The sequence below is a fragment of the Nonomuraea sp. NPDC049646 genome (genome assembly GCF_044465525.1).
Taxonomy (GTDB): domain Bacteria; phylum Actinomycetota; class Actinomycetes; order Streptosporangiales; family Streptosporangiaceae; genus Nonomuraea.
Genome location: NZ_JBITLU010000030.1, coordinates 23,675 through 45,081, shown reverse-complemented (window position 1 = coordinate 45,081; position 21,407 = coordinate 23,675). Strand labels below are relative to the sequence as shown.

General features: G+C 70.4%; 19 protein-coding genes. 5 read left to right on the top strand and 14 right to left on the bottom strand.

Annotation, left to right across the window (positions count from 1 at the left end; all coding sequences use genetic code 11):
* Positions 1–155: 155 nt before the first annotated feature.
* The 4 genes from ACIBQ8_RS48750 (at position 156) to ACIBQ8_RS48735 (ending at position 4,814) form a co-directional block, all read left to right on the top strand.
* On the top strand, positions 156–1,193 hold the full coding sequence (locus tag ACIBQ8_RS48750) for a phosphotransferase family protein (RefSeq protein ID WP_397195610.1): 1,038 nt from the start codon (positions 156–158) through the stop codon (positions 1,191–1,193).
* A 16-nt stretch (positions 1,194–1,209) separates the two neighbouring features.
* Positions 1,210–1,962 carry an SDR family oxidoreductase gene (locus ACIBQ8_RS48745; protein WP_397195609.1) on the top strand — a complete coding sequence of 251 codons (753 nt, stop codon included), beginning with the start codon at positions 1,210–1,212 and terminating at the stop codon, positions 1,960–1,962.
* A gap of 90 nt (positions 1,963–2,052) precedes the next feature.
* Entirely contained in the window at positions 2,053–3,444 is a 1,392-nt protein-coding gene (locus ACIBQ8_RS48740) for a xylan 1,4-beta-xylosidase (RefSeq protein WP_397195608.1), read from the top strand.
* 590 nt (positions 3,445–4,034) lie between these two features.
* Positions 4,035–4,814: a class I SAM-dependent methyltransferase gene (locus ACIBQ8_RS48735; RefSeq protein ID WP_397172133.1), complete on the top strand. Its 780-nt coding sequence runs from the start codon at positions 4,035–4,037 to the stop codon at positions 4,812–4,814.
* Positions 4,815–4,869: 55 nt separating this feature from the next.
* Here ACIBQ8_RS48735 and ACIBQ8_RS48730 read toward each other — a convergent pair whose 3' ends face one another.
* The gene (locus tag ACIBQ8_RS48730; RefSeq protein ID WP_397195607.1) at positions 4,870–5,445 is read right to left on the bottom strand and encodes a TetR/AcrR family transcriptional regulator; all 576 of its coding nucleotides are present in this window, start codon (positions 5,443–5,445) and stop codon (positions 4,870–4,872) included.
* Between the two features lie 52 nt (positions 5,446–5,497).
* Here ACIBQ8_RS48730 and ACIBQ8_RS48725 point away from each other — a divergent pair, with 52 nt between their 5' ends.
* Complete coding sequence (locus tag ACIBQ8_RS48725) at positions 5,498–5,959, top strand: DUF2867 domain-containing protein (protein ID WP_397195606.1); 462 nt, start codon at positions 5,498–5,500, stop codon at positions 5,957–5,959.
* Here the strand turns inward: ACIBQ8_RS48725 and ACIBQ8_RS48720 are convergent.
* The 13 genes from ACIBQ8_RS48720 to ACIBQ8_RS48660 all read right to left on the bottom strand — a co-directional run bounded on the left by ACIBQ8_RS48720 (position 5,956) and on the right by ACIBQ8_RS48660 (position 21,364).
* A complete protein-coding gene (locus ACIBQ8_RS48720; protein WP_397195605.1) occupies positions 5,956–6,930 on the bottom strand; it encodes an NAD(P)-dependent alcohol dehydrogenase in 975 nt (324 codons plus the stop codon). The genes ACIBQ8_RS48725 and ACIBQ8_RS48720 overlap by 4 nt on opposite strands.
* A gap of 9 nt (positions 6,931–6,939) precedes the next feature.
* Positions 6,940–7,206, bottom strand: coding sequence for a hypothetical protein (locus tag ACIBQ8_RS48715; protein WP_352326042.1), 267 nt, complete (start codon positions 7,204–7,206; stop codon positions 6,940–6,942).
* A complete protein-coding gene (locus tag ACIBQ8_RS48710; protein WP_352351957.1) occupies positions 7,206–7,544 on the bottom strand; it encodes a winged helix-turn-helix domain-containing protein in 339 nt (112 codons plus the stop codon). The genes ACIBQ8_RS48715 and ACIBQ8_RS48710 overlap by 1 nt, the downstream gene beginning before the upstream one ends.
* Positions 7,545–7,619: 75 nt before the next feature.
* A complete protein-coding gene (locus tag ACIBQ8_RS48705; RefSeq protein ID WP_397195604.1) occupies positions 7,620–8,825 on the bottom strand; it encodes a DUF418 domain-containing protein in 1,206 nt (401 codons plus the stop codon).
* A 70-nt stretch (positions 8,826–8,895) separates the two neighbouring features.
* A complete protein-coding gene (locus tag ACIBQ8_RS48700; RefSeq protein WP_397195603.1) occupies positions 8,896–11,277 on the bottom strand; it encodes a hypothetical protein in 2,382 nt (793 codons plus the stop codon).
* A gap of 800 nt (positions 11,278–12,077) precedes the next feature.
* On the bottom strand, positions 12,078–13,394 hold the full coding sequence (locus ACIBQ8_RS48695) for a lipopolysaccharide biosynthesis protein (protein WP_397172124.1): 1,317 nt from the start codon (positions 13,392–13,394) through the stop codon (positions 12,078–12,080).
* The gene (locus ACIBQ8_RS48690; protein WP_358288009.1) at positions 13,387–14,190 is read right to left on the bottom strand and encodes a polysaccharide deacetylase family protein; all 804 of its coding nucleotides are present in this window, start codon (positions 14,188–14,190) and stop codon (positions 13,387–13,389) included. The genes ACIBQ8_RS48695 and ACIBQ8_RS48690 overlap by 8 nt, the downstream gene beginning before the upstream one ends.
* The gene (locus tag ACIBQ8_RS48685; protein WP_397172122.1) at positions 14,187–15,128 is read right to left on the bottom strand and encodes a glycosyltransferase family 2 protein; all 942 of its coding nucleotides are present in this window, start codon (positions 15,126–15,128) and stop codon (positions 14,187–14,189) included. Before ACIBQ8_RS48685 ends, ACIBQ8_RS48690 begins: the two co-directional genes overlap by 4 nt.
* Before the next feature lie 11 nt (positions 15,129–15,139).
* On the bottom strand, positions 15,140–15,973 hold the full coding sequence (locus ACIBQ8_RS48680) for a glycosyltransferase family 2 protein (protein WP_357978338.1): 834 nt from the start codon (positions 15,971–15,973) through the stop codon (positions 15,140–15,142).
* Between the two features lie 150 nt (positions 15,974–16,123).
* Positions 16,124–17,254, bottom strand: coding sequence for a GNAT family N-acetyltransferase (locus ACIBQ8_RS48675; RefSeq protein WP_397172120.1), 1,131 nt, complete (start codon positions 17,252–17,254; stop codon positions 16,124–16,126).
* Positions 17,251–17,619, bottom strand: a complete 369-nt coding sequence (locus ACIBQ8_RS48670; protein WP_352327059.1) for a hypothetical protein — start codon at positions 17,617–17,619, stop codon at positions 17,251–17,253. Before ACIBQ8_RS48670 ends, ACIBQ8_RS48675 begins: the two co-directional genes overlap by 4 nt.
* Positions 17,620–17,892: 273 nt before the next feature.
* Positions 17,893–19,452: a sigma factor gene (locus ACIBQ8_RS48665; RefSeq protein WP_397195602.1), complete on the bottom strand. Its 1,560-nt coding sequence runs from the start codon at positions 19,450–19,452 to the stop codon at positions 17,893–17,895.
* A 139-nt stretch (positions 19,453–19,591) separates the two neighbouring features.
* The gene (locus ACIBQ8_RS48660) at positions 19,592–21,364 is read right to left on the bottom strand and encodes a substrate-binding domain-containing protein (RefSeq protein WP_397195601.1); all 1,773 of its coding nucleotides are present in this window, start codon (positions 21,362–21,364) and stop codon (positions 19,592–19,594) included.
* Between the last annotated feature and the right edge of the window lie 43 nt (positions 21,365–21,407).

Genomic DNA, 21,407 nt, shown 5'->3' with positions numbered 1-21,407 from the left:
GCTCCTACTGTCGACTCACCACAACCTGACCAGCATGCGGTCAGAGGTGTATGGCCAGGTTAAAGGATGGCCGTCCATGCCTGGGATGTGCCGGGCCTACTGTTATGCAACTCTCAGCTGGCTTTCAGGACCGAGTGGCGTTCTAATGTGTGTCCATGACCGTACCAGGGATCGACTGGCCGCGGCTGGTCTCGTGGCTGGGCAGGAACGTGCCGGACGCCGGGGAGCCGCTGTCCGTCTCGCTGATCTCCGGAGGCAGGTCGAACCTGACCTACCTGGTGGAGGTGCGCGAGCGCCGGCTGGTGCTGCGCAGGCCGCCGCTGGGTCACGTGCTGCCCACCGCCCACGACATGCGTCGGGAGTGGCGGGTCATCTCAGCGCTGGCGCCGACGCCCGTCCCGGTGCCCGAGCCCGTCGCCTTCTGCGCCGACGAGGAGGTGGTCGGGGCGCCGTTCTATGTCATGGGGTACGTGCCCGGCGCCGCCGTCCAGACCAAGGACGAGCTGGGGCAGCCGACGCCGGACCAGACGCGGCGGTTGTCGGAGCGGCTGGCCGAGGTGCTGGCCGCCATCCACGCCGTCGACTACCGCGAGGTTGGGCTCGGCGACTTCGGCCGTCCCGAGGGGTACCTGGCCCGGCAGCTCGACCGGTGGTGCCAGCAGTGGGAACGGTCGAAGACCGCCGACCTTCCCGACTACGACAGCCTCGTCCGGCGGCTGCGCGAACGGCTGCCCGCCGCGTCCGACAGCACCCTGGTGCACGGCGACTACCGGCTGGACAACACGCTGGTGCGCCTGGCGCCGCCGCCGGCCGAGATCGAGATCATGGCCGTGGTCGACTGGGAGATGTCCACGCTCGGCGACCCGCTGGCCGACCTGGGGCTGACGCTGACGTACTGGCACGACCGCGGGGACGACGAACGCGCCCGCATCCCCGTGTCGGGGGACGTGACGGTGGCGCCGGGGTTCATGAACGCCGCCGAGTTCGCCGCCCACTACGGCAAGGTCTCCGGCCGCGACATCTCCGACCTCGGGTTCTACGTGGCCTTCGGCAACTTCAAGCTGGCGGTGATCGTGGAGGGTATCCACGCCCGGTTCAAGCAGGGTAAGACCGTGGGGGAGGGGTTCGACCGCATCGGCGCGGCCGTGCCGACGCTGATCTCCCGCGCCCATCGCATGCTCGACCAGCCCTGACCCCGCAAGGAGCCCCATGAGCACAGTTGCACTCATCACCGGAGCGGCCAGTGGCATCGGCGCCGCGGTGGCCCGGCGGCTGTCGTCGGGCGGCGCGAAGTGCGTCCTCGTCGACCGCGACGGCGAGGGCGTCGAGCGGGTGGCCAAGGAGGTCGAGGGCGCGTGGCTGGCCGCCGACGTCAGCACCGAGGAAGCCTCCCTGGAGGCCGTCGCGCTCGCCGAACGGCGGTACGGCCGCCTCGACCTCGTGCACCTCAACGCCGGCATCTCAGGGGGCGTGGACCTGGCGGACTTCGACCTGGAGCGCTACCGCGCGACCGTCGGCGTGAACGTGGACGGCGTCGTCTTCGGCGTGCGCGCCTGCGTGCCGCTGCTGGTCAGGTCGGGCGGCGGCGCGATCGTGGCCACGTCCTCGCTGGCCGGGCTGGTGGCCTTCGCCGGCGACCCGATCTACACCATGACCAAGCACGCCGTCGTCGGCCTGGTCCGGGCGCTGGCCGAGCCGCTGGCCCAGCAGAACATCCGGATCAACGCCGTCTGCCCCGGATTCACCGACACTCCGCTGGTGGCCGCCGCGCGGGAGATGTTCGTCGACGCCGGATTCCCGCTGCTCACGGCCGAGGACGTCGCCGCCGCCGTCGAGTCCGCCTTCTACGCCGAGACGCCGGGCACCCTGCTCATCGTGCAGCCGGGCAGGCAGCCGGTGCCGTACCGTTACTCGGGGGTTCCCGGGCCCGCGGGCGGTCAGCGTCCACCCGCTTCCGATTGATAGCAAGTCTGCTGCAAGCGGAACGATTACCGTCATAAGGGCCGGGCACTGCCTGGCCCTTGTACGTTGCGTGATGGTAAGGAGCGTTCCGTGATTCCCACCGAGGGCAGACACGCGCGCAAACGGTCGCCATGGCCGATCGCCCTGGGGGCCGGCGTCCTCGCGGTCGTGCTCGTCGTCGGCATCATGGTCTACGCGGGCATGCGGTCGAGCTCGCGCGAGGGCTTCAGGGGCGGCGAGGTGGCCGAGGTCGGGCCCACCCAGGCGCCGCCGCGGCTCGAACAGCCGCCCGTGCTCCACGACTGGCCCCGGTGGGGCATCACGCACACGCAGTACAGCACCGAGACCGAGCCGCGCCAGGTCGTCGAACAGGCCAGGGGCATGCTCGGGCGGGTGCCGATGCTGCAGAACCAGCACATCATGGGCTGGGGCGTGGGCAACCCCGAGCCGAGCCCCGGCCAGTTCAGCTTCCGCGACCTCGACCGGCGGCTGACGTTCATGGCGTCGTCGCGGGCGGTGCCGGTGATCACTCTGTGCTGCGCGCCCGACTGGATGAAGGGCGGGCAGCCCGGACGTACCGACTGGAGCAAGAACCACACCGTCGCCCCCAAGCCGGAGCACTTCGACGACTACGCCAAGCTGGCCGCGCGGGTGGCCCGGCAGTACCCGACCGTCAAGTACTACATGGTGTGGAACGAGTTCAAGGGCTTCTGGGACCCCTCCACCAACCGCTGGGACGCCGAGGGGTACACCCAGCTCTACAACAAGGTCTACGCGGCGCTGAAGAAGGTCGACCCGCAGATCAAGGTGGGCGGGCCGTACATGCCGATCGAAAGCGGCTCGGGCGGCGGGCCGTCCGAGCTGAAGGGCCCGTGGGGGACCGTCGACCAGCGGGCGCTCGACGCCATCGAGTACTGGATCGAGCACAAGAAGGGCGCCGACTTCATCGTCGTGGACGGCGCCTCGATGACGACCGACAAGGGGAACGTTCCCGACGACTTCGGCGCGCTCGGCAAGTTCGGCGCGATCACCAAGTGGCTGCGGGAGAAGAGCGGCGACCTGCCCGTCTGGTGGGCCGAATGGTACGTCGAGCCGGAGAACTCCGGCTGGAGCGAGGAGCGGCGCACGGCCGTGCAGGCGGCGGCGATGATGGAGTTCGCCAGGAGCGGCGTCACCACCGCCCTGTACTGGAACCCGCAGGTGAAGGGGACGGGCCAGTGCGACGGCTGCCTCTGGGCGCCCGGGCGTGGGGACGAGATGCCGATGGCGGGGCTGCTGAGCGGGTTCACCCGGTGGTTCCCCGTGGGGGCGCGGCTCGACAGCGCGGTGACGTCGTCCGACCCGAAGGTGCGGGTGCTGGCGCAGGAGCAGCAGGTCGTCATGGTGAACACGTCCGACCGGGAGGTGACGGCCACGGTGGACGGCAGGACGGTGACACTGGGGGCGTACGAGATCAAGTGGGCGGGAAGAGGCGGCGCCTGACGCCCCCGGCGCCTCCGGCGCCCATGGTCCACCCGGCCCGTTGCCTGGTTACCGGGTGGGCCTGCTGGAGCCCGCCCAGGGGGAGGCGCCTGCGGCGCTGGTGGGATTGCGCCCTGGCGTCTTCGGGACTCCTGGAAAGGCGCCTCCGGGGCCTCTGGAAAGCGGCTCAGGACCCCCGGGGCAGGCGCTTCGGCACCCTTGGGCGCGCCGTTGCTCAAATACCGGCGAAGTACTGCTACAGCCCTCCCCTCGGCTCCTGAGCCTGGCCACCAGCCTGCAACACCGTCGCCGCAGCACCCCGTCACTGCAACACCGCCATCGCAACACTGTCACCGCAGCACTGTCATCTCTCCGGCCGAACCCCCGCGAGCCTCCTCCGGCACCGCCCCCACCCACTTCCCCCGTCCTGCCCCCACCCCGAGGCGACCCTCGACGCCCAGCCCCCTCCCACCTGCCCCCACCTTCACAACCCTGACCGTCCCGGGCCGGCCGCCTGGCACGGTCCACCGCTTCACCACCCCCCGCACCCATGAACGTAGAGTGGTGCTCCATAAGCCGAAAGTGACTGACTTGTGATGCCGGGGACCGTGATGACCGACAGCAACGCCGAGCCGCCCATCGTGCACATCCTCGACCCGATGAGCGCGGCCTACGACGCCGCCTTCGCCACCTTCCTGGCCCACACCGACCAGAAGATCCGGGCCCGCGAAGAACTGGCCCGGGTCGTGGGACGGCTGCCCCACCGCCGTACGTTCATCGACGCCGGCGCGGGGACGGGCGAGACCACCGCGTGGCTGGCTCCCAGGTTCGACCGGACGATCGCCATCGAGCCGAACGAGCACCTGCGGGCGGAGCTGGCCCGCCGGTGTCCCGAAGCCGCGATCCTCAGCCAGGACATCGCCACCGCCGATCCGGAGGAGACCGCCGACCTGGTGCTGTGCGCGCACGTCCTGTACTACGTGCCGCAGCAGACCTGGCTGCACCAGCTCCAGCGGCTGGCGTCCTGGACGGCCGAGGGCGGCTTCGCCGTGGTCGTCATGCAGAACCCCGACAGCGACTGCATGCGCCTGCTGCGCCGCTTCACCGGCCACCGCTACGACCTGGACGCCCTCGGGCGCGCCTTCGCCGCCACCGCCGGAGCCGAGTGGGAGATCGGCATCAGCACCGACCCGGCCTCCGTCACGATGCCGGACCTGGAGACCGCGCTGGCCGTCGCGCAGTTCATGCTGAACGTCGTCCCGCTGGAGCGGCCGCCCGCCATGGACGAGGTCGCCGCCTACCTCCAGGAGCACTTCCGCACCCCGGACGGCTACCGCCTGAGCTGCGACCAGGACTTCCTGGAACTCCAGCGCAACGGCCCCAACGCCTGACAGCCGGCCGCCCGAACAGCCCGCCGCCGCCGGCGCGGACCTCCGCGATGGGGCCTCAGTCGCCCTGGGCGGGCGGCGGCGTGACGGCCATCGTGAAGGCGGTCTCGTTGAGGAGCGCCTGGTCGAGCGGGATGTGCGGCCGCGTGCCGCGTTCGAGCTGCTGGAGGCCGACCACCACCGCCAGCGCGAGCAGCGCGCGGCGTTCGGCCTCCTCCTCGTCGAAGCCCAGCCCCACCAGCAGCCCGGCGACGAAGTCGACCCGGCGGCGGGTGACCCGGGTGACGATGTCGGCGACGCCCTCGCGGTCGGCGTCGAGGTAGAGGCGGCTCTCGCCGCCGCGCCGTCCCGCGCGGGCCGCCACCGTGCCGAACAGGGCCCGCAGCCGGGCGCGCGGCTCGGCCTCGGCGGCGGCGGCCGCGATGATGTGCTCGGTCTCCTCGGCCTCCCAGCGTTCCATGACGGCCCGGACGAGCGCCCCGCGGTCGGCGTGGTGCCAGTAGAAGGAGCCCTTGGTGGTGCCGAGGTCGCGGGCGACGGCCTCGACCCGCACCGAGTCCAGCCCGATCGTGGTGAACCGCGCGTAGGCCGCGTCCACCCATTGTTCCGCCGTGATCCGGCCCCCTTGCGCCATGCGCCATACGGTACCGTATAGTCCTCACCATACGGCACCGTATGGAGGCGTCATGAGAACACCTGTCTACTGGTCGTCCGCCCTGGACGACATGCCCGCGCCCGACTACGCCGACGTGATCGTCGGCGTGCTGCCGCCGCGGGCGACCGACGACCCGCGGGCCTGGGCGAAGGCCGTCTTCTCGGTCAGGTCGATGCCGCGCTGGATCGCCGCGGCCCTGTGGCTGCGCCAGGCGGTCGTGCCGCTGGCCGGCATCCCGCGCGCGCCGCGCGACGTCTTCCGGGTCGCCCGTGTCGAGGGGGAGGAGGCGCTGATCGCGGCCGACGACCGGCACCTGGACTTCCGCTGCGGGGTGGGGGTCGATCGCGAGGCCCGGCTCGTGCGGGTCACGACCACCGTCCGGCTGAAGGGCCGGCGCGGCCGGCTCTACTTCTGGCCGGTACGCCTCGTGCACCCGATCGTCGTGCGGGCCATGCTCCGCTCCGCCCAGCGCCGCCTGGGAGCCGGCATCTAGAGGGTGACGACGACCTTGCCCGTGGCGTGGCCCTGCTCGACGTGGGCGACGGCCTCGGGCACCTGGTCCAGCCGGTACGTCCGGCTGACGACCGGGACGACCTCGCCCGCCTCGACGAGCCCGCGCACGGCGGCCAGCGTGTCCCGGTTCTCGGCCGTGACGAAGTTGACCATGCGCTGCCGGACGAACGGCTTCGTCGCCAGGACGCGCAGGATGCGCCCGGACGGCCCGAGGAACGACCCGCCGCCGGAGCCCGAGTTGGGGACATAGGCGCCGGTGGGGGTCAGGGCGCGCCGGCAGTCCGCGAGCCGCCGGTCGCCGACGTTGTCGAGGATGACGTCGTACCGGCCGGTGTGGCGGGTGAAGTCCTGCCTGGTGTAGTCGATGACCTCGTCGGCCCCCAGGGACGCGACCAGCTCCGCCTTGCCGCCGCTGCACACGCCGGTCACCTCGGCGCCCAGCGCCTTGGCGATCTGCACCGCGAACGTCCCCACCCCGCCCGCCGCACCGACGACCAGCACCTTCTGCCCGGGTTTGACCTCACCTCTGGTGGCCAGGGCCTCGTACGCGGTCAGCGCCGCCAGCGGCACGGCCGCCGCCTGCTCGTACGTCGACCCGGCCGGCTTCTCCAGCAGCACCTTGTCCTGGGGGACGGCGACGTACTCGGCGAAGGCACCCCGGAAGTGGCCGAACACCTCGTCGCCGGGTTTGAGCCGGGTGACGTTGCGGCCCGTCGCCTCGACCTGCCCGGCCAGGTCCATGCCGAGCCCGCCGAACGAGGGCCGGCGCAGCCCGGAGACGGCCCGCAGCACGTAGGGCAGGCCGCGCACGAAATGCCAGTCGCCCGGGTTGACGGCCGCGGCCCGCACCCGGACCAGCACGTCGTCGTCGCCGACCGGCGGCGGATCGACCTCGCGCAGTTCGATGACGGTCTCGGGCGGCCCGTAGGCGGCGTAACGGATGGCCTTCATGGCACGCTCCTACTCGACGGTTCTGAGGATCTGCTCGATCGACGCCGTGCGGGCGCGCAGCTCGGCCAGATCGGCGGCCGAGCGCTGCTGGGCGTCAAGGGTGTTCTCGGCGAGCTGCTCGAACCTGTGCACGAGGCGGCGCAGGTCGTCCTTCTGCAGGGCCTCCAGCTTCGCCTTGCGGAAGTCGAAGAGGCCGACGATGACCAGGCAGATCAGGAAGCCGGTCACGAGCAGCACGCCGAGAATGAAGATCACCTCGGGCCAGGCGGTGGGCATCAGGGGCGCTCCTTGGGCTCCGGGTCGGGCGCGGTGAGGGTCTTGGCCGCCTCGGCCAGCGCCGCTGCGGTGAGGTGGACGTCGAAGTCGGTGACTTCGTAGTACTTCATGGCCTTGCCGTCCTCGGAGAGCTCCAGCGTGCCGACGATCAGGCCGGCCGCTTCCAGCCGCCGCAGGTGCATGTGGAGGAGCGGACGGCTGACGCCGATCTCGCGGGCCAGGTGGCTCACATAGTCGCGCCCGGCGGCCAGGGTCGCGACGATGCGCACCCGCAGGGGGTTGCCCAGCGCCGCCAGCATCTCGACCAGCTCGTCACCGGTCGGCCCGGCATCGGTCATGGTTTCCCGTCACGTGAAAGATTTTCCTTACACGTGAGAGCGTACCTCGCCCAAGGGGTCTTTGGGCAGATGTTCTCAGACGGTCTGTGCGGATTCGGCGGTCTTGTGCCGCTGGCCCGTGGGCCTGCGCCAGTACGTCAGGAAGCGCAGCACCCACTCCACCGGCCCGTACCGGTGCCCCTTGAGCCACCAGTGGCTGTAGAGCACCTGGACGGTGAAGATGGCCAGCGCGATCAGCACCTCGACGGGAGGGCTGACCCGGTCCACCAGGGCCAGGCCGTAACCGGTGAAGATCAGCGAACAGATCAGCGACTGGCCCAGGTAGTTCGACAGGGCCATCCGTCCGGGGGCGGCCAGGGCGCGGCCCACCCGCGGCAGGTACGGCAGCACCCGCAGGAACGTGGCCGCGTACGCGGCGGCCAGCAGCGGCGCGGTCACCAGGTCGATCGCCTCGCCCAGGAACTTGTTCACCGTGCCGTTCCAGGCCGACTGCGTGTAGACGAAGGCGCCGGCCAGCCCGACCGTGAACCCGGTCCACTGCAACCGGCGCAGCGCCACCTTGTGCGCCGACAGGTCCCGCAGCACGCCCAGCTTGCCGACCGCCAGCCCGATCAGGCACGCGGCCAGCACCGCCGGCCCCTGGAACAGCACCCGCAGCAGGACGATCAGCGACAGCTTGCGCATGTGCTCGGAGATGATCTGCCAGAACACCCCGCCGAGGGCGGTGTCGGACCGGGCGGCCTCGGCGGTGCCCTCGGCGACCGTGCCGGAGGCGTCCAGGCCGACCATCGCCAGCAGGGCCAGCATCAGGAACCCGAACGCGAGCATCAGGGTCAGCAGCCCGGCCAGCACGATCGCCGTCTTGGGCCCGATCCGGCGCAGCACCAGCAGCGCGATCCCGACGAACGCGTACGTGGTCAGGATGTCGCCCGGGAACAGCAGCACCGCGTGGGCCAGGCCGATCAGCAGCAGCCCGCCCAGGCGGCGCAGGAACATCGGCACGAACGCCCGCCCCTGCCGGACGGCCGAGTCGAGCTGGAGCGTGAAGCTGTAGCCGAACAGGAAGGAGAACAGCAGGTAGAACTTGTTCTCCATGAACAGCGTCACGAGCCAGCGCACGACCCAGTCGAGCGAGGAGTCGAAGCCGGGCTCCGCCATCCCGGCCATCCGGTAACCGGAGGCCAGGAAGGCGATGTTGACGACGAGGATCCCCAGCAGCGAGAAGCCGCGCAGGGCGTCCACAGAAGTGATCCTCGCAGCCGCGAGTCGTGCATCGGGCATGGCGGGAAGTGTCTCCTGTGTCCTCATCAGGTCTACATCATCCCGCAAAACCTTAGCGTTTCCTGTGAATTCAGTTATTTAGTGCGATGTGGATAAATCTCTCCACGATCACTGCTATGGAGATCAAGAACGCCGGAATGGCCAGGAACATCAGCCCCCTGCGCGCCCGTCGCGCCCGGTTCGGCCCGTTCAGCCCGATGACCTCGTAGCCGAACAGCGCCACCCACGTCACGACCAGCGCGCCGATGCCGACGGGCGTCCACGGCGAGGTGGGGTCGCCGCGTCCCTTGTAGGGGTTGGGCTCGGGGATCTCCGTGCCCTTCACGAACTTCTTCCAGGTGTAGAGCGCGGCGTCGTCGTTGGAGAAGACCTTCTTCAGGTCGGGCGAGGCGTCCAGCGCGGCCCGGAACCGCTGCCCCCAGTCCTCCGGGAAGCCCTCGTTGAGCTGCAGGTAGCTGACCTGCCCGCGGCTCACCATCAGGTACGAGTTGCGCGGCTGCTCCTTCAGCTTGGCCACCGCGTCGGCGATCTGCGTCGGGTCCTTGTGCACCAGCGCCTGGACGCCGAAGTTGACCAGCTCGACGTCCCGCTCGCCCCACGGCAGGGTCGGCGTGACCTCCGGGCCCTCCTTGGGCACCAGGTAGAGCACCTTGGCGCTCGGCTTGTCGTGGTCGTAGACGTAGTGCAGGGCGGCGACCTCGCCGGTGGTGACCCGCTCGAACTTCTCGTTGCCGTACCGGGCCAGCAGGAAGGCGAAGGCGAACAGCACCGCGAAGCAGGCCGCGAGCACGACCGAGATCTTCCTGGTCAGCTCGGGGTTGAAGCGCACGTTCCGCCTGCGCAGCGGCACGGTCTCCTCGCGCACGTCCGCGCTGTCGGCCGGCAGGTTCGGGAAGAACGCGTAGGCGGCCAGCAGGCAGGAGCCCGGCAGCGCGAACATGTAGATGCGAAGCCCGATCTCGCCGCCGTAGCTCTGCAGCCCCAGCGCCAGCACCGGGACGCACAGCAGGATCAGCGCGGACCGGTCGAACACCCCGCGGCGCAGCCGCCGGAACAGCCCGGCCGCCGCCAGCGAGAGGATGACCCCGAGGATGCCGAGCCGCGCCTGCAGCACCAGCGCGTGCGCCGGGTCGCTGCCCTCGACGCGGTCGGACGTGGCGCTGCCGATGTTCTGCAGGATCTTGCCCAGGCCGCCGAAGATCGCGTCGATCTGGCCCGCCCAGAACCCGACCGTCATGTAGCTGATCCACGCCAGCGTCACGAGACCGAGGAAGAACGGCAGCGCCCACGTCAGCGAGGTCCGCTTGAAGATCAGGAACGCCGTCACGACGCCCATCATCATGAACGGCGTGATCTGGTGCGAGGCCACCGACGCGAAGAACAACGCCAGTAGCATCAGCAGCATCAGCAGCTTGTCGGCCCGGTAGGTGCCGGTGTTCACGATCTCGCCCGGCGTCATCGCGTCGAGCTTGCCCAGCAGCTTGCGCAGCCCCTTGGGCGGGATCGGCTTGGTACGCGGCTCCACCCGTCCGAACCAGCGCAACAGGATCGCCACGAACGCCAGATACAGGGCGAAGGTGAACCCCTGCGGCGAGAAGTAGTCCTGTCCGATCCACTGCACGAGGATGAACAGCAGCGCCGCGAACCAGCGGGCCCGCGTCGTCGCCACCACCTGGCGCAGGATCAGGACGAACGGGAGCAGGTAGAGCAGGTTCGACAGGAGCGGCGTCCACTGCAGGATCGTCGTCATGTCGGTGATGCCGGCGGCCTTGGTGACGAACGCGAACAACGCGAAGAAACCCGGCCAGCCCATGCGGGCGTCGATGCTGATCGCCGTCTCGCCCGTCCGGGAGATGAACTCCACGAAACCGGCGTGGATGTAGGCCGTGGGGAAGCGCGGCTCGGTGGCCACCAGGGCGCCCGCGCCGTGCAGGGCGAACGTGATGGCGGCGATCTGGAACAGCAGCAGGAACTTGCGGTCGGTGCTCTGGGCGACCGTGACGAAGAACGACACGATCATGATCAGAATGGCGATGAACGCCGTCGCCGGCAGCGCCGAGATCAGGCCCAGGCCGTTGATGTTGTCCGGGTCCACACCCCGCAGCGGGCCCGGGGGCACGCGCAGGGCGAGGATGTACATGAGCAGGCCCTCAAGCACGAGGACGACGGGCAGCCACTTGGGCGCGCTGGCGATCAGCGCCCCGACCCGCCCTCCGGCGGCCCGGCCCTTCTGCCCCGCGGTCACGGCTTCGCCGCTCCGCGGGCCGCCCACGATCTGCCCGTCGGCGGGAGCCGCCGGGGCCCGCTCGACGACCGGCGCCCCGGCCCCGGAGGCCGCGACGGGACCGGCCGTCCGGGCGGCAGGCGCCCTGAAGGCGACGGTCCGGCCGTCACTCTCCTCGTCACTCTCGACGGCGGCCGCTTCGGGCCGCTTGCCCTGAGAACCGGACACCCCGCCGCCCGCCTCCCCGTCCGGCGAGGCGCCACCCGAGCCGGAGGAGCCCCCGGAACGAGCGGCCTCCGTCGCGGTCGTTCCAGAGGAGGCCCCGGAACGGGCAGCCTCCGTCACAGGAGTTCCGGAGGAGGCCCCGGGGCGAGCAACCTCCGTCGCCCCCGATCCGGCCGGGCCGGAGCCCTTCGGGCCGTCTTTCCGGGGTGCCGCGGGGCTCTTCGAGGGGCTGTCGCCGCTGTCGGCAGTGGTGGAGGAGCCGCCCTTGGCGGCCCCGGAGGCGGGAGTCGGCGAAGACTCCGCCACGGGCATCGGCATGGTCCCGGCGGCGGACGCCCCCTTCGCCTCCGAAGCCGCGCCCTCCCCGGACGCACCCTCAGGGCTGGACGGCTCGGCCGCCGGCGCCGGGGCGTGGGGCGCCCTGGCGGTGAACGCGTTGGGCCCCACCGGCTTGGGCCGGGCCTCGCCTGCACGCTCCGCGAACGCCTGGGAAGGCCCGGAAGAAGGCTCGTCAGTCGTGGGAGGGTGGCCGATGTGCACGGTTCCGGGGACGCGGAAGGCCGTCGTCGTCTCGGCGTTCACCTCCGCCGGGGAGCCGGACGCCTCGGACGCCTCCTCGTCCGACTCCGGTGGGGACGCCGGAGCGCCCTCTTGACCGTCGTCGAACGTCAGCCGCGGGATCACCCCCGTGGCCTCCGGATCGAAGGGCGTCTCTGTCTCCTCCCCGGCGTCCTTGCGAACGTCGGAGGAGCCGGTCTTCCCCTTAGTCATGCCATCGCCGTCCCGTTGCCTCACGTTGACCATCATGCGGCCCCGGACGACCCCTGAGTGACAGTCGGCTGCCCAGTTTCACCAAAATTGAGTATTTTGCGTAGATTTCCGAAGATCAGAAGTGCCACCAGCAGCTCGCTGAAGAGCAGCCCGTAACCCACCGCGTTCACTCCGAACTGCGGGAAGAGGGCCACCGTGGACACCAGCACCAGCACCGCCAGCCCGATCTGCACGAGCGCCAGCGTGCGCGCGTGGCTCTGCGCCCGCAACGCGCTCAGGTACACCTCGATCAGCACCCGCGGCAGCACGGCCAGCGCCATCAGCCGCAGCAGCGTGGACCCCTCGTCGGCGAACTCGGCGCCGAAGACGGTCAGGATCAGCGGCGCCCCGATGATCGCCACCGCGATGATGGGAGTCACGATCATGAAGCCGCGCCGCAGCGCCCGCCGGCAGTTCAGGGCCAGCTTGGAACGGTCGAACGAGCCCTCGACCGTCAGCGACACCGCCATGTTCATGGCCAGCAGCTCGATCATGCTGGCCAGCGTGTGGGCCATCGAGAAGCGCCCGAACGTGGCCTCGCCCACCTTGGTCGCCACCACCACGGGCACCAGGTAGACGATCGCCAGGATCGACAGGGTGCCGGGGAAGTCGCCGGCCAGGAAGCGGCCGATCTGCCGCAGGCCGGGCGGCTCGTGGGCGGTGCCGAGGCTCTTGACGTGCCGGGGCACGACGACGCCGAAGATCAGCCAGTTGACCGGGATCAGCGCGAGCGCGGTGGGGATCATCCACGAGACGAAGATCCCGCCGTCGGGCAGCGCACTGGCCAGCGCGACCAGCAGGCCCATCTTGACCAGGCCGAACACCAGGTTGTTGACCGGCACCCAGGTGGCCTTGCGCAGGCCGGTGAGCACGACGTCCTGGAGTGTGAAGACGGCCCACACCAGCACCGAGGCCAGGAAGAACAGCCCCGGCCCGAACCCGGCCAGCACCGAGTACGTCTTCCCCCACAGCGGCAGCGTCAGCAGGAAGCCGAGCGCCGCGACCCCGCCCGTGGCGGCGGCCAGGCCGTAGCCGCGCAGGATGAGCTCGGGCGTGCGCCGCCCGGCCACCGGCAGGAAGCGGGCCAGCGCGCCCACGAAGCCGAGCGCGGTCAGCGACGCGAACAGCCGCATCGCGGTGATCACCGCCTGGCCGCGGCCGAACTCCTCGGGGGTGTAGAAGTGCGCCGCGAGCAGCCAGTAGCCCATGCCGAGGGTGCCCGTGACGACCGTGTTGGCCATCAGGGCGTAACCCTGGCGGAAGAGCGGATTGCTGAGGTCGCGGAGGAGCTTTTCCCGCAGGCTAGACATTTCCGCGCACCCGCTGCAGCCCGTACCTCGTCCGCCGGACGACCGCGTACCCCTTGGTGAGGATGCGTTCGCGCAGGTAGATGAGAGGTACGGCGTTGCCTTCGACGGCGCGCTTGAACATGCTGATGGTCGTCGGCTTGCCGACCGTCAGCCGGGGGATGGCGAGCATGTCGTGGCGGTCGGCCGCGATGGTGTTGCTCACGGCGCAGGCGGCGAAGTAGCCGGCCTTGCGCACCTCGTGGCGGACCCGGGCGCTGGAGTAGCCATAGGGGTAGGCCATGGTGGCGACCGGCGCGCCGATCTTCTCCTCCAGCAGGCCCTTGTTCCTGCGCAGCTCCTGCCGCAGGTCGTCGGTGCGGAGCTGGTCGAGCTGCGGGTGGCTGTGGCTGTGGCCGCCGATCTCGATGCCGTTCTGGGCGGCCTCGCGGGCCTGGCCCCACGACAGCATGTCGTCGAGCGGACGGCCCGCCGCGTCCTTGCCGGCGTCGGACACCCAGCCGCTGGTCAGGAAGACCGTGGCCGGGAAGTTGTAGCGGTCGAGCAGGGGCAGCGCCTGGCTGTGGAAGTCGGCGTAGCCGTCGTCGAAGGTCAGGACGATCGGCTTGGCCGGCACCGTACGGCCGTCGATCTTGTTCAGCGCGGCCACCAGGTCGCCCAGCGTGAGCGGGGTGAACCCGCTCTCCGACAGGTAGGCGAGCTGCTCGGCCAGGTCGGACGGCCGCACGGCGTGCGGCCGGGTCTCGTCGTTGGGGCTGTCGCTGACCGAGTGGTACATCAGGATCGGAATGCGGATCATGAGCGTGCCACCTTCAGCCGTGCCGTGCCAACCACGTAACCCCAGGTCGTCCAGGCCAGGCCGACGACGATCGCGGCGGCCCTGCCGAGCCCGGACGGATCGCCGCGCAGGGCGTCGCCCAGGCCGCGCAGCGCGCCGAGCGGCAGCGTCTTCATGGCGTGGGCGCGCTCGCTGGCCAGGCCGTCCTGGGTGCCGACCTCCCGCGTGACCAGGGCCTTCGACAGGCCCTCCGCGTAGCACCTGGACCTGAAGTAGGCGAAGCCCTCGCGCTGCCTGGACACCTTGTGCCCGATGACCGCGCGGGGCTCGAACAGCATGACCGAGCCCGGCTTGCGCTGGCTCAGCCTGATGCAGAACTCGGTCTCCTCGCAGCCCAGCGGGCGCGACTTGCGGCCCTGCACGCTGCGGCCGATGCCGCTGTGGAAGCCGCCGACCTCGGCGACGACCTCGCGCAGGAAGGCGGCGTTGCCGCCCATGACGTTGCGGATCGGGGCGCGCACCGCGGGCATGCCGCGGTACGTGCACCCGACCGTCCAGTCGAACTCGTACGGGAACCAGCGGGGCCGGCGCTTCGACGCCCACAAGGGGTCGGTACGCCCGCCCACGCCCACCACACCGGATTCCTGGAAGCCCTCCTCCAAAGCCTCCAGCCACCCCGCGTCGGCGACCGCGTCGTCGTCGAGAAACGCGACGATCTCACCGGTGGCCGTGGCCACGCCGGTGTTCTTGCCGCCGGACAGCCCCTGCTCGTGCGTGTTCTCCACCACGATGGCCTGTGGATAGGCGCGCTTGAGCTTCAGGTGCAGGTCCGGATTGTGGTCGACCACCAGGATCAGCTCGTGTGCCGGGCGGCTCTGGTTCTCGACCGACTCGACTGCCTGCCTGATGTCCTCCCAGCGCTCTTCTGTGTAGACGCAGATGACAACAGACGTGTTCACAACGGTTCCTCTTACGCGACGCCTCGGTCAGCGGCGGGAGTGGCGGTGGGCTCAGGCTGAGGGGCGGAGGGCTGGCGGCGCCACTCCTTCAGGATCGTCTTGAGCACACGGAAGCCATCTCGTACGGCACGCAGGTTGCTCTCGCCGTGAATGCGGTTGCGCTCGTGGCTCGGCACCTCGTGCACCTTCAGCCCGGCCTTGGCCGCCCGCACGTTCATCAGGGTCTCGACCTCGAAGCCGTCGCAGTCGAGGTCGAGCACGTCGAGGTGACGCGCCCAGAACGCGTTGTAGCCGTAGCACAGGTCGGTGTAGCTGGTCTTGTACATCACGTTGACGATGCCGGTGAGGACCTTGTTGCCCAGGCGCCGGTTGAGCGTCAGGTCGTCGCTGCCGCCGCCGGCGGCGTAGCGCGAGCCCTTGACGAAGTCGGCCCCGGTCACGAGGGCGCCCACGAACGAGATGATCTCGCGGCCGTCCGTCGAGCCGTCGGCGTCGATCATGACGATGATGTCGCTGGTGCACGCGGCGAAGCCGGCGGACAGGGCGTCGCCCTTGCCCTTGCCGGTCTGCGTGACGATCTTCACGTTGGGCCGCAGGCGCTTGGCGACCTCGACGGTGTCGTCGACGGAGTTGCCGTCGACGAGCACGATCTCGTCGACCCACTGGGGGATCGTCGCGAAGACGTGCGGCAGGTTCTCGGCCTCGTTCATCGCCGGGACGACCACGCTCACCGTAGGGGAAATGGCCAGGTGAGGGGTGACCGGCGTGAAGCTCGAAGGGGGCGGCATGGAACGCAAGGGGGACTTCTGGACCTTGCCGTTGTGCTTGGTGATCTCGGGACTCATGGCGAGGGATATCCTTCCGGGACCCGGCCCTGCTCACCGCACGGAGTCATCCCCGGGTGCTGCGGGAATGGCGGAGCCGACGAGCGGTGCATTGTTGGGTCCTGTGGAGTGAGGGTGTGTGCTGGTGCCGGGGGGTGGTGCCGGGAGCGCTCAGCCGGCTCCCGTTGGTTCCTTGACTACATTGGGTGACTCCTGCTGCTGCTGCATCGAGGTGCGCACCCGACCAAAGCCCTTGAGGACGCGGTCGGCCGCCTTATAGAGAGACGGTCGATCCAACACGATTGTTCGAGCTTTGTTGAAAGGAGTTCGGCCCATCCAGTGGACGGCCGCTGTCGCGGACGGACGGGAGATGCGGCCCTCGGCAACGTACAGGACCCCGCTCTTGAGCCAGTCTTTGTACTCCTTGCCGCCCTTGCCCATGTCGACCATGTGCATCCCGTCGTTCGCGGCGGCCTCGGCCATCTGCAGATGGTGGACGATGCCGGGCGAGTAGCGGGCGTACTCGGTGTCGTAGGCGGGGAACCACCCTACAAGCGTCGTGGCGGTTCGGAGACCGAAATGCCCGGCGACGGGCACGTCCCCGGCATAAAGCATGGTGAGGATGCCCGAGAAGTCCGATGACTTCTCGGCATGCATCATGTCGATGAGTTCGACGATCCAGGGCTGGGCGAACCGGTCGACCCGGCCGGTGCGCCGGTACTGGTCGGACTTCCAGGCCAGGAGCGTGCGCAGGACCTCGGGGTCGGTGGCGTTCCACTCGAAGCGCAGCCCGCCCTGCTCCCGGCCGAACTTGCGCTCCTTGTAGCGGACGGTCTTGAGGTTCTTGGGGGAGTTGGCCTTGACCTGCTCCAGCCAGGAGTCGAAGCCGGAGGTGAAATCCATCACGGGGGCCGGGCGCACGTCGGCCTCGTACGGGGCGAACGTCGGCTGGCCGGCGACCAGGTGGTCGAAGTCGAACACGCTGAGCTTGCAGGCGCGCAGCAGCTGCTTGGCGTCGAGCTGCAGGTCGGGGACCGCGATCAGGCCGTGGCAGGTGGTGAGGAAGCCGCCGAGCGGCTTGCCGATGCCGAAGCTGTGCCGCTCGTACGGGAAGAACCCGGCGATGCGGTTGCCGTCGGAGATGACCGCCACCCTCACGTAGTCACGCAGGCGGTCCATCGCCACGGCGAACTCGACGGACAGGAACGGGTTGTCCAGACTCGGATCGGCCTTCTGGAGCTCGCGCCATCGGGCGCGTTCGGAGTCTCCGAGGTCTCTCGGGCGTACTACCTGGATGTTCACCTTGCCCTGGCCCCCTGTTCGGTCTGCATGTTCTTCCCCCGGTACAACACGCGAAGCACGTACATGAACCCGCCGAGCACGGCGACCGTCGCCACGCCGGCTCTGGGCGACCATGCGTTGAACAGCAGCATGGCTTCGGCGAGGAGCACGTTCAGGACGAGGCTGGCCGCGGCTCCTACTGATAGTGCGGCAAGGGGGTCACGATCGCGCAACAGTCCCACCACCGCCGCCCCCGGCACCACCATGAGGAACAGGGAGATCAAGAACGGGCGCAGCGGGGTGTCGAGGTCGAACAGCGCGACCACGGCCCCCGCTATGCAGGCGAGCGCCAGCAGCCATGCCAGCGCTCTGCGGTGCTTGAGCATCTCCTGTTTCTCTCCTGCTCTTTCTGGTCAAGACATGGTTGATCGAATTTCATGGGACCAATCCTGGTCCGGGCACGTCAATGCCGACGCTTGGTGAGCCCTTGAGGTTCACCGGCATGGCGAAGTTTGTCATGTGACTTCCGCCACACGACGTGGTGACTCCGGGTTTCCGGACGTGTTCCCCAAGCTAACCAGAATGCCCTATGTGGCCTATGATGTTCGAGCCAGGGTCCTGTTTATCCCGTTATGTCGCTTCTGCTGGGGAGTTGTTCGTCACCCTTGTGGTGCCGCGTCCACATTCGAGGTCTGCCCCTCGCTCGGCGCCTCGGACGGCTCGGCGGTGGGCGTGGGCGGATCGGCGGGTGGATCGGACTCCGGGGCGCGGTCGGCGTTCCAGGCCAGCGAGCAACTGGCGGCGCCGCCGTTCGAGGTGAACGAGACGCGGCCGCGGCCGCCGGAGCTCGGGTCCACGACGGTCACCCAGATCGACACCGAGCCTCCGGCCTTGACCAAACCGCTGGCGGGAAAGACGTCCAGGCCCTGTGAGGCGGTCGCCACCCAGGAGACCGCGGCGTTGCGGGCGCGCAGCCCGATCTTGGCGGCGCCCGCGATCGAGGCGGGGCACGTCGTGCCGAGCCGGGCGACCGGCGCGGGCCTGCGGCGGCTCACCGTCGGCGCGGCCGGCCCGCCGCTGGGCCGCCGGGCGGGCCGCCGGACCGTCGGCGTGGCGGACGGTGACGTCTCCGGCGGGTCGGCGCTCGGCGTGGGCTCGGGCGTCACGTCGTGGTCCTCCTCCGGCACCGGCTCCGGCGTGCGGTCGGCGGAGGGGGAGAGAGCGGGGGTGGGCGTCAGGGTGAGCGCGGTCTGCGCGGCGTCGCCGCCGTTCATCACGACCACCGCCCCGGTCGCGGCCAGCACGCACGCCCCGGCCAGCACCACCGGCCCGAGACGGCGCGGACGGCGGCGGCGCGAGCGCCGCCCGGCGGCCACCGGGAAGCCGGTCCGGTCGAAGTTGTCGCCGCGGTCGGTGATCAGCGTCCTGGTCTGGTCGCGCCCGGGATCGACGCAGGTGTCCACCACCCGGCGGCGCAGCGAGAGCGACGCGAACTCGACCGGCACCAGGTCGAGCAGGCGCGAGGCCGCGACCTGCCGGTGCTTGCCCTCGGTGCACACCTCGCACCCGGCGATGTGCCCCGACAGCCGCCGCCGCAGCAACGGCGTGAGCGGCCCCTCCCAGGAGTCCACCATCGCCGACAGGTCCGGGCAGTGCGCCCGGCCCGTCTTCGCCAGGACGACCGCCGCGGCCGCGTTCTCCAGCTGGTCACGGGCCCGGCCCAGCCGGCCGGCGGCCTGACGGGAGGTCAGCCCCAGCACCGAGCCCACCTCCACCGGCGTCAGGCCGTGCCGCAGCGACAGCAGGACGATCTCGCGCTCGTTCCCGCTCAGCTCGCCCAGCGTCTCGCGGACCAGCCCGGCCAGCTCGGAGTCGGGCTCCCCGGCCGGCGCGGCGGACGGATGCGCCTGCGGCAGGCCCCCGGCGGGCGTGCCGCGGTGCGCCATCCTGGCCCGGACCTGGAACCTGGTCAGCGCGTACACCCAGGCGCGCAGGCGGCCGGCCTCCTTGAGCCGGTCCACGCAGCCCTGGGCGGTCACCAGGGCGTCGTGCACGGCGTCGGCGGCCGAGTCCCGGTCGCCGATCAGGCAGAGGGCGTAGTCGTAGAGCCGTTCGCCGTAGGAGTCGTACAGGGCGGCGGGAGCGTCGGTGTCGGCGCGCCGCAGAGCGGCGACCAGTTCCTGATCGTCGGCGCGGCCGGCCGTCGGCCATCCAGGCACGGATTCCCCTCCCCGCGGGTGGAACGGGCGTTCAAGCCCCCACGCGGGAGAGGACGCCGCCTCGAACGGCCAGGTTGACCGGCGCGGCCGCGGTCATGCCCATTCGGCATGACGTCGTGATCGGTGTGACGGGAGTGGCTCAGCCGTCGCAGTCGGGGGCGCAGAGGCGGCGTTCCATGCCCTGGAGGAAGAAGTCGCGGACCTGGAGCACGTCCTTGGCGATGTAGGCCTCGCCGCCGGTCGTCTTGGCCAGCGTGTCCATCTGCTTCCTGCCCGCCTCGGCCTCCGGGCCGAAGGCGATGAGCAGGATGCTGATCGGCCGCTTCGGGTTGTAGGTCTTCTTGAGGTACTGCAGGATCTGGGCGTTCGAGACGCCGCCGTCGGGGTCGTCGTTGCCCGCGCCGTCCGTCAGGATCAGCAGGGTGTTGATCTTGTCTTCCTGGTACGTCTTCGTCAGCTCGCCGTAGGCGGCCTTGATGGTGTCGTTCAGGCCGGTGTCGCCGGTGGCCTTGGCCTGGATCTGCCCGAACTGCCGGACCAATGCCTGCTTGCGCAGCACGCCGTTGGTGGACTCGGCCAGCGGGCCGACGGAGACGAGTTCCTGCCAGTCCTTGCCCTGTCCGTCCATGTGGGTGGAGAACGTCCACAGGCCCAGCTCGGAGTCGGCCGGGAACAGCCCCAGGCCCTCCATGGCGATCTTGTTGATGGCCTGCATGCGGGTCATGTTCGTGCCGGGTACGGGCAGCGCCATCGTGCCGGAGACGTCGAGCAGGGTGAGCAGCCGGGTGCCGAGGTTCAGGCGCGACCAGGTCTGGACCATCGAGGCCACGCTCTTGGCGTCGGGCCTCGGCAGCGCCTCCGGCTTGTCGGGGACGAACCCCTTCTCCTTCGTCAGCGCGTCGCCGGCCTTGCCGTCGGGGCTGCGGAAGCCCGCGTCGCGCAGGATCTTCTTGGCCGCGTCCGTGCCGAGGTCCTGCCTGAAGTCCGCGGCCGCCTTCTGGACCGCCGGGTCCTTGGTGACGATCGTGATCGGGTAGTCGAGGCTGAGCGTGCCCTCCTTGGGATAGAGGGCGACCACCGGGGCCTCGGGCTTCTTGGCGTTGTGGGCGTAGACGGCCTGCTCGGAGGCGACGCCGACCGGCACCTTGCTGCCCGACTTCACCGTCAGGCTGGCCAGCAGCGCCGCCGGGTCGGAGGCGAGCTGGCCGGAGATCTCCTTCAGCGCGCCCACCAGCGCCTTGTTCTGCCCGGCCTCCTTGGCCGAGGTGGCGGCGGCCAGCAGCGCGGCCAGCCCGGCGGAGTTCTTCTGCGGGTCGAGCGCCAGCACCCGGACCTTCCTGCCGGGGCCGTCGGGGTTGGCCACGTTGGCCGCCGCGATCATGCCCGCCCAGCTCGGCGTCAGGCTGCCGGACAGCTTCGCCGCGGCGGACTTGGCCGCGGCCAGCACGACGGGCGACAGGGCGACCGAGCCGGCCGGCTCCGGCAGCGCCGAGCCCGCGGGGGAGTTGCGGAGGTTGTTCACCAGCAGGCTGGAGTCGGCCACCCACACGTCCGCGCCGGACTTGCCGGCGGCCAGCCCGTTCGCGGTCTTGGCCGCCGCCTCCCTGGTCACGGTGACCTCGACGCACTTGCTGTCGATCGAGTGCAGGGCTTTGGTGTAGTTGGCGGCGATCTTGCCGAGCGCGGGGTGGATGTCGGGGGTGGCCACGACGCGCAGCGGCAGCTTGCCGGCCGAGCAGTCGTGCTCCCGATTGAAGATCACGAACGCCGCGACACCGAGGAGCACAGCCAGCGCGACGGCCCCGGCCAGCGGTACGAGCACCCTGCCACGCCCGCTGACCGACCGCCTGCGGGAGGGTGGTTCCTGGGCTCGGTAGCCGCCGTCGAGCTCGTCTGTCCGGTGTCGCCCCACGATGTCCTCTTAGGTGTGTTGAGACCTTCCGGAGACCCTAGCG